Consider the following 9,331-nt stretch of genomic DNA (forward strand, 5'->3'; position numbering starts at 1 on the left):
CATTTTTTCAAGGTTTTTGAAGGAATGAACCGAACCGTTCATAGTACCCGGCAAGTCGTGTATGAACTTCCTCGGGGTCGATGCCGAATTGGGAGGGTGTGTGTTTATGCTTACCGAGCCTCGTGGCAGAGGGGTTTTCGGTCAGAAATGTTCTGATGCGCGCTTCGAAATCCACAGTGAAGGGCTGGTCAAACCGGGCATAAATCCGGCGGATCGAACCAATCGGATCGAGTACGATGTCGCGATGAGCCAAGTCAAGAATTTTGGTTTCGATTGCAGGATTCTCCGCCCGAACACGTGTGGCCCGCGCCATGGCGGTACACCACATATCCACCACTGAGCGCCCGACCGCATGTAAATCGCCGCCTTGCCCGACCGCCGCCTGCAACGCAGCGATCATGCTGGAAAGCGAGGACATGGTAGCCACCGGGTCGCGATGCGTCCAGATCATGCCGATATCTGGATAGGCCTTAGTCAAGCCTCCCAAGTCAAATAAATGATGCGGTGATTTAATAACCCATCGTCCCTTGGGGCCTTTCCACTGAAACTCCTGTAACAAGCGTTTATGAGTCCGGTACAACCCTTCTGGAATTTCGTCGGTCACCCATTTGGCAAAACGCGGCACACCGAATTCGGCGGGGAAGTTACTTCCGGCAAAATGATAAGTCATGCCATGGTTGCATTCCCCCGCCAGGGTGCAATCCAGGCGTTGAATTTCCTTAAGCTGCGGCGCGTGTTTCAAGTAATTGTCATTCATCGCCTGGATGATCGCGATGCGCGGATCGGTTGCGAAGGTTGCCGCATCAGAAGCCGGCCAGGGCAGCAGCATCTCAAACTCACGGGGCGCACGCACGGCCGGGTCAAGGGTTATCAGGTCGTAGGTAATCGTGGTTCCGGTGCGAGGTAGGCCGATAATGGCAATCGGCCGTTCAATTTTCTGTTGTTCGATTTCGGGATGCTGTTTCGCGTCATCAACCAAATGTAGTCGCGTTTCAAGTATCCGCTGGATCCGTTTGGAAACCGTATCGCGGAATTCCGGGGAAGGGTGCATCTCCTCAACTGACTGGATTAAGATTTTCAGGCCAGTTTTAAAACTGAGGTCATTGCCCCAATCATGTAAGCCGGTCGAGGCTTCAGCACGGTCCATAGCGCGTTGCTCGTCCAGAATTTCATGATCATCATGGTTGGACATTTTTTCGTCTTCCAATATGTGCCGCCGCATTTGGGGGCCAATACCTCATTGGACACCAAAAAGATCGTTGACGATTTTTTCCAGCGCGACAACACGCTCGCGCCGCACAACGGTCTGTTGTTCGGAAGCTTCCTGCGTACCGTCGATTGAATAGATATAACTGCATCCGAAAGGTAGCCGTACCAGGGCATTGTGCGCGACTTCCCCGGGATCGAAGATATCCGGTATCTGCATGTCTCCCAGCGTCGCACGCAGCGTCGGCGTTTCCATGATCGGCGCCGCGATACCGATCACATCAACGCCGCATGGGCGCAATTCCGACCAGAGTGATTCAGCGAGATTCAATACATATGCCTTCACGGCGGAATATGCAGCTACCCTCGGCTGCCCGCCCAGCCCCGCGCCGGAACTCATCAGCACAATGCCACCCCGGCCCCGAGCACGCATCAATCCGCCAAAATGGTGACAGGCGGCGGTAGCTGTCAGCACATTGCGTGCGATCAACCCCTGGATCGTCTCCCATGGCGTATCATGAAAATAATGCCCGCCCTTCTCTGCACCGGCGTTGGAAATATACAATCCGACTTCCAGGTCCTTCGCTGCTTCCGCCATGCGCTGCGCGGCATCAGCCGCGTTCAAATCAAGCGATAAGGTGCGGACTTCCACGCCATATTTCCGCCGAAGCTCGGCCGCCAACGCTTCCAGGGGGGCTGGACGCCTGGCGACCAGCAACAGGTTTATTCCGGATGCCGCCGCCTCAGCCGCAAAGCACGCTCCCGTGCCGTCGGACCCGCCGGCGATCACGGCCCAGGCGCCATAGCGGCTGCGGTCGAGCACTGCATCTGTCATCGGTCGGTTCCCCTGAATGTTTTGCTGTTTCTACTCTCATGAATGCCGGATTGGAGCGAAATTCGCCTATCGAACGGTTGGTACTGTTTATGGCGGCCGCCTCGCGCTACGCATTATTCCGGATTCAGGGTGGTTTTTGGGTGGCATGCTGGATATATGAGGCTTACCTCGGGAGATATTCATAAACGTGTTAAAAACGAGCAAGGAGTCTCGTAAATGCGACGTCGAGGTCGCGGACTGGACGTAGCTTTCATAATCGGTGCTTATGTACAAAAAATTCAGGACTTGAAATCGTTCTCCTCGCATGTGTTGCCGATGGCTCAAGTCCGGGATGATACCGTTTTCATGGCGGCAGTATCATGGTTTTTGAATGACGTACGGCGGTTACCAGATTGTCCGCATCTGCGCATGAATCCGCCTGGCTCTGAGGGCAGTCTCGCGTTCTTCTTTGGAAATCATCGGCGTCTGTTCAGGGAGCTCCGTTCGTATCCGCGCAAGGGAGACTCTACGGATTGTCGGCGTCGGCCGCTCATCAGTGCCAAACCATCGCCCCTGAATTGCGCCGCGGGGATTGCCGGAGGTATCGAGCCAGTTGTGAATCCCCGGATCGCGCGATGAAATCACGGCGCGGAAATAACCGTCGTCATCAAGCCGTGCTTGTGCATCATTAAGGCTGCTTTGGTTATTATACCAATCAATGGTCTCATAAATCTCATTTGTTAAAATCAATGACCAGTAGGCAACGTCTTGGGGAATTTTTACTTCGACGAGCAGCGCTTCATCGTCGCGAAGTTCATAGGCACCCTCGTAATAGGCTTGTCGGTTCAACCCGGTCATATTCCCGAAATCCACGACTTTAAGGCTATTGATATGCCCCTGTTGCCGAAGCTCATCGACATGATCGGGAAAAAAACAAGCTGCATTTCCTGCGATCATTGGAATTTCCGCCAGGCGCTCAGCTAGATCAGCCGCCGGTAGCCGGCCCTTATTAGGCGGCACATCCAACCGGTCGATTCCAAATCGCGGTTCGCGCTCTTCACCCCACCGGCAACTGACAATTCGCACCATGAATTTTTCAGTGCTGGGGTGCAACTCCCACCAGTCGCCGGTATGGCCAGCGGGGCACTTCTGGCTGAGGACGACATCAAAATTTTCATTTTCGTCACGCGTCAACGCATCAAAATCATATTGTAACAGAGCAGGAGAAGGCTTTCCGGTGCGCAACGTATCTGGCCCTAGCTGGGCGAGCATGAACATCCGCACCGTGCCGCGATCGCCCTTGATACGGTAGGTCCCGGAGCCATCGATCATCGCCGTTTTGTAGATGGTATCGGCATTCGGCTGGAAAATATTCTGCGCGATATGCAGTTCCGGTACGAAGATAGGATACCGGCGATCGCCGATGACAGCGTCGTTTGTGGCGCGGACCAAGCCAGCGAGCAGCAGGCGCCAAGCCTCTTGCACCACATGCGGATCGTCTCGGAGATTTTTAGGAAGACGATTCAGAAGCCGCGAGCCCAGAGGTTTCAGCTGATCGACAAACTGGTCCCAGGACCCAGCATCAGCCGCCGGCGCCAGTGTATGATTCATAACGCCGCTCCCATCAAATTCCATGACGCAAAGGATGTATCATCCCATGGCGGGCAAACAAGGGCGTTGAGCGTGTCTTTAACGTCAAGACCATTGCTCTACCGCCATGACGGCACCCGTCTCACTTTCGATAGGTTAGTCTGCTTAAGCCAAGGCGCATAAGGAGTGGTGTTGAATTTTGCGGACGGTCCAAGATATTGCCCCACCAGTCTAAGCATCTTGATTTATAACAGGTTTGAAAGGCTTCAGGTTTTGACGCACATGCACCCTGTTTCTGCCGAAGGGATTAATCCGGTCTATCTGAATGGTCTTATCGCCGAAATATCGCCACAGGTCCGGGTAGGGGATGTGGAAGTGGTTGAAGCCAAAACCTACGGTGAGGAAATGGTTTCTACGGCTGGGAGGGTATTTTTAAATGTGCGCTATGAAGCCGGTGCGGCGGCGGATTGGCCAACCCGGCTGGTCTTGAAAGTGGCGCGTGTCGACGACGCGGTTATGTCGCCATTTTATGCGAATGAGGTTGCTTTTTATCGCAAGATACGCCCCGGCCTGAGGCTTGAGGCCCCACGTTGTTTTGGCGGTGATTTTGACCCCTCCTCCAACCGGTTTGGGCTATTGCTGGAGGATCTTTCCACCAGGGGGGCGCGCTTTCCCAATGTCACGAAAAAAGTGGAATTGGCCGAGGTGCGGGCTCTGTTGGACACCGTTGCCAGCTTGCACGCGGGCTTTTGGGAGTCACCACGGTTCTCCAGCGATCTGGCTTGGGTGGAGACGCATCTTGCGGGTGGTGTTGCCACCATGATGAACGAGATGGCGCCAGCCTATATTCAGCACGAGATCGACACCGAAAATTTCAAGCGTGAATTGGTTCAGCGTCTGCGCACGACTGGCCCGCAACTGCTTGCCGGCGTGCAGGCCGTGCAACGGCATCAGGCAACGTTGCCACAAACGCTGCTGCATGGCGATACGCATATTGGCAACACCTATCTGCTGCCCGGTGTTCGCGGCGGGCTGCTGGATTGGCAGTTGATGGTGCGCGGTCACGCCATGCACGATGTGAATTACCTCATCACGACATCGCTCTCCATTGCTGACAGGCGCAACAACGAACGTGAGTTGCTATCGTATTATCTCGATCGCTTGGCGGCGAATGGTGTGCAAACGCCACTGTCTTTCGAGCAGGCTTGGGTGGAATACCGCCGGACGCTGGTGTGGGGCGTTTACGTAGGCTGGCTGACAACGCCGGTCGTGAACTACGGCTGGGAGATTAACGTGCTTAATCATCTCCGGCTGACGACGGCTTATGAGGACCTTGAGACCGCGAAGCTGGTTGCGCAAGTGCTCTGAGGCAAGAGCGTATTTGGGTTAATCGGCATAAAATTTCCGCGCGGGCGAATGCGCCAGCGATGCCGACTGAAATCGGTGAACCAGAAGCCAGCATGATCGTCGAATACCGGCCCTCTTACTTTTGGGTGCGCCGATTATCCGCGTGGTGGAAACGAGGGCCGGGCGGCAGCAATCTGTTCCAGGACTCGCGCTGACATCCACACGTGTTCGACATAATGGCCGACACAGGAACGCTCGTCGGTGTAGATATAACGCAGATCCTCGCCGAGCGAGCCCTGATACACAATCGGGTGGTGCGCGGTGTTGATGGACGCGACATGCGCCTCCCAGTTTTCGATCGGCCCGTCGATACGGATCGCGATATGGTGGAATCGAATCTCCAGCTCCAGTCCTTGCAGCAAGCCGTCGCTGAACAACGGCGCGGTATCGCCGACCGGCTCGATCAGCTCGATCTCAACGCCGTTGACATGGGAAAGCGCGATGCGCAATTCCGGGTCGCCCGGCTTGGCGGCACCAGTGGCGACATTATTGAAGAGGAAAAACCCCGGACTGGCGTAATTCTTCTCAAACAAAGCAATGGCACGGGTGATGTCATTGGTGACGTAGGCCACCTGATGGTGGTGTGCATTTTTCCGTGCGAACATGCTTTCATCTCGATTCTATAATCTACGTTTTAACCAGTGTTAGTTTGCGTTGAGCTTGCCGCCGTCGATCACCAGCGTGTCGCCGGTATGGTAGCGCGCGGCATCGCTTGCCAGATAAACCACAGCACCTTCCAGGTCTTCCGGCGTGCCAACGCGGCCCAACGGCACTTTCGGAATCACCGCTGCGGCAATTGCGGTACCTATTTCAGGGCTGGCGTAAGTCATTTCAGTCGCGATGAAACCGGGAGCGATGACATTGCAGCGAATGCCATAGGGGCCAAGCTCGGCGGCCAGCGTTTTGGAAAGTGCCGCGAGTGCGCCTTTAGCCATGGCATAATGGCCCAGCGCCGGCACGCCCTGGAAGATCGAGCCGCTGCCACAGATAATCAACGACCCGCCAGGATGCCCCGCCTGTGCCTGCGCCACCATATGCCGGGAAACTTCCCGCAGCGTGTACACCGAACCGTGCAAACTCACATTCAGCAAGCCGTGATAAAGTTCGCTGCTCAACTCCGGAAACGGGGCTTGTGTCGCGATGCCGGCATTGGCCACGGCAATGTCGATATGGCCAAATTCTTCGATCAGCGCATCGACACTTTCCCGCACAGCGCCTTCGGAGCGCACATCAACCTCGCGAGAACGTACTCTTGTACCAAATGCACTGAGTTCCTCTACGGCGGCATGATTACGTTCCACTCGCCGCCCCCAGATGACGACATCCGCCCCCGCCCGTGCCAAGCCCCGCGCGAAGGCAAGACCGATACCGGCGTTGGCGCCGGTTACCAGCGCCACTTTACCGGATAAATCGAATGGATTCGAAGCCAATATTTGATCCTCTCCCGACTTTTTTTAACCTGCGCCATCAAAATCCGTGCGGCAATCGATAAAACTTGCGCTCCAGCGCCACCAGCGTTCCCGGGCCGCCAAGAAAAGGGCTCAGCCTATCAGGGCTGCTCGGTAGGCGCGTGGCGTGAGGCTGGTGGCCCGGCGGAAAGCCGCAGAGAATGCGGCGGCAGTTTCAAAGCCGCATAGCCAGGCAATTTCCTTGATCGCCGGCTTGCGGGCGCTGAGTAACGCCTTTGCTCGCTCGATCTTACGGTTGCCCGCGAACTCAGACAATGTCATGCCGGTCGTAGCGCGGAAAACCCTAAAAAAATGACGTGAGCTGAAGCCGCATTCCGCCGCCAGTTCGGAAATGCTGGCCGGCTTGCCGGGCCTTTCCAGTATTTCCTCGATCTTGCGCAGCTCAGCCGGCCGCAGGCGGCATTGTGCCTCATTCAGCCTCGCCTTGGAGCCGCGAAAATAGCGCGCCAGTTCCACGGATATTTGTAGGCAAAGCGCCTCGGCCATCAACTCGGAGCCAAAGCCTGGGGTTTCAAGTTCATTCGCCAGGCGGAGCATGGCATTGTGGACAAACGAGCTGCGGACGTCCAGGCTTGCATCCAGCCAGTCGGGCGTCCAGTCATCCGGCCCGCCAGGGGCCAGATCACCGAATGCGCAGCACACCGAACTCTGTCTTCCGGCTCCCCATTCGCTTTGCAGACCATGATTTGCCGGAATGAAGATGACATCCCCCAGCGGCTGCCCGCTTCGGCCGGGCGGGCCGGCATAGCTGCCGCGGGGTGTGCCTGGCCGGTGCGACAGCGCCAGATCAAGAAAGCTGCGGGAGGACTCGAACCTCGCTCGCTGTGGCTGGCCAAAATTATAGTCATGCAGTTCAATCGTCGCCTGGGGTAATTCCATATGTCCCCGGACGTTGACCTCGAAAGCGTCCGGCAGTTCCCCCCCGGCAAGTAAAAATGTTCCCGGCATTTCCAGTTTTCCTTTTTGGCTCACGCGGTTCTAAGGTTTCCACGTGGCGAGCGCATGTCGTTATACTGTCTCGCGGACGATCATGATTACTCGCATGTCGCACGCTACTATCTTTTGGCGGGTAGAAGATAGAGTTCCCCGTTGCCGCGGGTGCGCCCAAAGTGCTTGTTGGAGGCTGCGTCATAAATAAGGACCGCCATGCGAAGCGCCGCCACGAACCCGCCGATCATCAAACTTACCGACCTTAAAAGCCCGGTCCTCACCGCGCTCCAGCAGGGCGCACTGGCCATGGCGGCGGCGCATCCGGTCACGTTCAGCGTGGAAGCGGTGTTGGCGGCGGCCCGCGCCGAGACCGGGTTGACTGATTTTGGCGCGGTGGACTTCCTGCCGCGCCTGGCTGTCTGGTTGCAATCCATCGATGAAGACGACAACGCCTCAGCAATCACCAGGGCGAATTTGTTCCAGATGACCGTGCGCTACGCCGCCACCAGGCTGCGCATGGAGGACATTATCCGCCGGCACCCGGAAATTCTTGCCATCCACATCGACCGCCCGATCATCGTCGCCGGGCTGCCGCGCTCGGGCACGACGCATCTTCTGGGCCTGCTCAGCGCGGACAAACGCCTGCGCTCCCTGCCATGGTGGGAGGCTATTGCCCCCGTTCCAGCCCCCGGCGACGAACCCACGCAGGCTGACCCCAACCCCCGCCACACCCGCGCGGCGCAAGGCTGGCAGGCCTATGAATCCCTGCTGCCCTATATGGCGATCATGCACGAGTTCTCCGCCGATCATATCAGTGAGGACATCGAACTCCAGGCGCTGGATTTCTCCTCCTATTTAATAGAATGGCTGGCCCATGTGCCGCGCTGGCGGGATTTCTATCTCTCGCAGGACCAGCGCGGCCCTTACGCCTACATGAAAAAAGCCATGCAGGTTCTCACCTTCCTGCGCGGCCCGAACCGCTGGGTCATCAAATGCCCGCAGCATATGGAACAACTCCCAGCGCTGTACGACACGTTCCCAGACGCCACCTTTGTCCTCACCCACCGCGACCCGGTCGGCTCCATCCGCTCGGCGATGACCATGGCCCTCTATGCGGCGCGCATCCTGCGTAAAAAAATCTCGCCCGCGGAGCCCGCATCCTATTGGCCGGATCGCTATGAGCGCCTGCTGCGCGCCTGCGTGCGCGATCGCGACATATTGCCCGTGGCGCAAACCATTGATGTCTATTTCCATGAGTGGATCAAAAACCCCGACGCCATTTTACGCGAAATCTACGCCCGCGCTGGCTTGCCGCTTACCGATGCCGCGCTGGCCGAGCTTCATGCGTATCTCGAAGCACACGGGGAACAGGACAAGGGACGGCTGGAATATGACCTGGAAGGCGACTTCGGCCTTACCGCCGAGGCCATCCGTAAATCTTTCGGCTTCTATTTTGCGCGGTTTCCCGTGAAAGCCGAAGTCGCATGATCGGCATCACGGACGAACACGAAATTATCGCCGTGCTGACGCGCTACGCCACCGGCATCGACCGCCGCGACTGGCCGCTTTTGCGCACCTGTTTTGCCGAGAATTTTATAGGCGACTACGGCAGCTTTGGAAGTTGGACCGGGCCCGATGAAATCACCAAATTCATGCAAGAGGTGCATGCCTCCGTTGGCTCAACGCTGCACCGCATGAGCAACTTTGTTGTTGAAGGCAAGGACGATCATGCTACCGTGCGTAGCTACGTCGATGCTCTGTTGATGCCGGGCACCCTGGACAGCGAAGTTCACCAGGCTGCCGGCTGGTATGAGGATGAGTTCACACGCACCGAACGCGGCTGGAAAATTAGCCGCTATTATTCACGAAGCTGTTTTGGTTTGATTTCTTTGGCCATCCCTGCACAACCGCACAT

Annotated in this window: 9 protein-coding genes; 3 read left to right on the forward strand and 6 right to left on the reverse strand. The window is 56.9% G+C overall.

The window, feature by feature from the left end; translation table 11 throughout:
- Positions 1 to 7: 7 nt before the first annotated feature.
- The 3 genes from QQJ84_RS14085 to QQJ84_RS14095 all read right to left on the reverse strand — a co-directional run bounded on the left by QQJ84_RS14085 (position 8) and on the right by QQJ84_RS14095 (position 3,631).
- The gene (locus QQJ84_RS14085; protein WP_284258940.1) at positions 8 to 1,207 is read right to left on the reverse strand and encodes a sulfotransferase family protein; all 1,200 of its coding nucleotides are present in this window, start codon (positions 1,205 to 1,207) and stop codon (positions 8 to 10) included.
- 30 nt (positions 1,208 to 1,237) lie between these two features.
- Positions 1,238 to 2,041: an SDR family NAD(P)-dependent oxidoreductase gene (locus QQJ84_RS14090; protein ID WP_284258941.1), complete on the reverse strand. Its 804-nt coding sequence runs from the start codon at positions 2,039 to 2,041 to the stop codon at positions 1,238 to 1,240.
- Between the two features lie 384 nt (positions 2,042 to 2,425).
- On the reverse strand, positions 2,426 to 3,631 hold the full coding sequence (locus QQJ84_RS14095) for a DUF1214 domain-containing protein (RefSeq protein ID WP_284258942.1): 1,206 nt from the start codon (positions 3,629 to 3,631) through the stop codon (positions 2,426 to 2,428).
- 171 nt (positions 3,632 to 3,802) lie between these two features.
- On the opposite strand from QQJ84_RS14095, the gene QQJ84_RS14100 reads away from it, so the two are divergent.
- A complete protein-coding gene (locus QQJ84_RS14100) occupies positions 3,803 to 4,978 on the forward strand; it encodes a phosphotransferase (protein ID WP_284258943.1) in 1,176 nt (391 codons plus the stop codon).
- A 134-nt stretch (positions 4,979 to 5,112) separates the two neighbouring features.
- On the opposite strand, the gene QQJ84_RS14105 is transcribed toward QQJ84_RS14100, so the two are convergent.
- The 3 genes from QQJ84_RS14105 to QQJ84_RS14115 form a co-directional block, all read right to left on the reverse strand.
- Positions 5,113 to 5,622, reverse strand: a complete 510-nt coding sequence (locus QQJ84_RS14105) for a VOC family protein (RefSeq protein WP_284258944.1) — start codon at positions 5,620 to 5,622, stop codon at positions 5,113 to 5,115.
- A 39-nt stretch (positions 5,623 to 5,661) separates the two neighbouring features.
- A complete protein-coding gene (locus QQJ84_RS14110) occupies positions 5,662 to 6,447 on the reverse strand; it encodes an SDR family NAD(P)-dependent oxidoreductase (RefSeq protein ID WP_284258945.1) in 786 nt (261 codons plus the stop codon).
- 111 nt (positions 6,448 to 6,558) lie between these two features.
- Positions 6,559 to 7,434: a helix-turn-helix domain-containing protein gene (locus tag QQJ84_RS14115; RefSeq protein ID WP_284258946.1), complete on the reverse strand. Its 876-nt coding sequence runs from the start codon at positions 7,432 to 7,434 to the stop codon at positions 6,559 to 6,561.
- Positions 7,435 to 7,632: 198 nt separating this feature from the next.
- Between QQJ84_RS14115 and QQJ84_RS14120 the strand changes: the two genes are divergently transcribed.
- Together QQJ84_RS14120 and QQJ84_RS14125 are read left to right on the forward strand one after the other, a co-directional pair.
- A complete protein-coding gene (locus QQJ84_RS14120) occupies positions 7,633 to 8,904 on the forward strand; it encodes a sulfotransferase family protein (RefSeq protein ID WP_284258947.1) in 1,272 nt (423 codons plus the stop codon).
- Positions 8,901 to 9,331 (forward strand): nuclear transport factor 2 family protein (locus QQJ84_RS14125; RefSeq protein ID WP_284258948.1); only part of this gene is annotated, 431 nt, incomplete at its 3' end. The genes QQJ84_RS14120 and QQJ84_RS14125, both read left to right, overlap by 4 nt.

Source organism: Acidocella aquatica (assembly GCF_030160635.1).
Lineage (GTDB): Bacteria > Pseudomonadota > Alphaproteobacteria > Acetobacterales > Acetobacteraceae > Acidocella > Acidocella aquatica.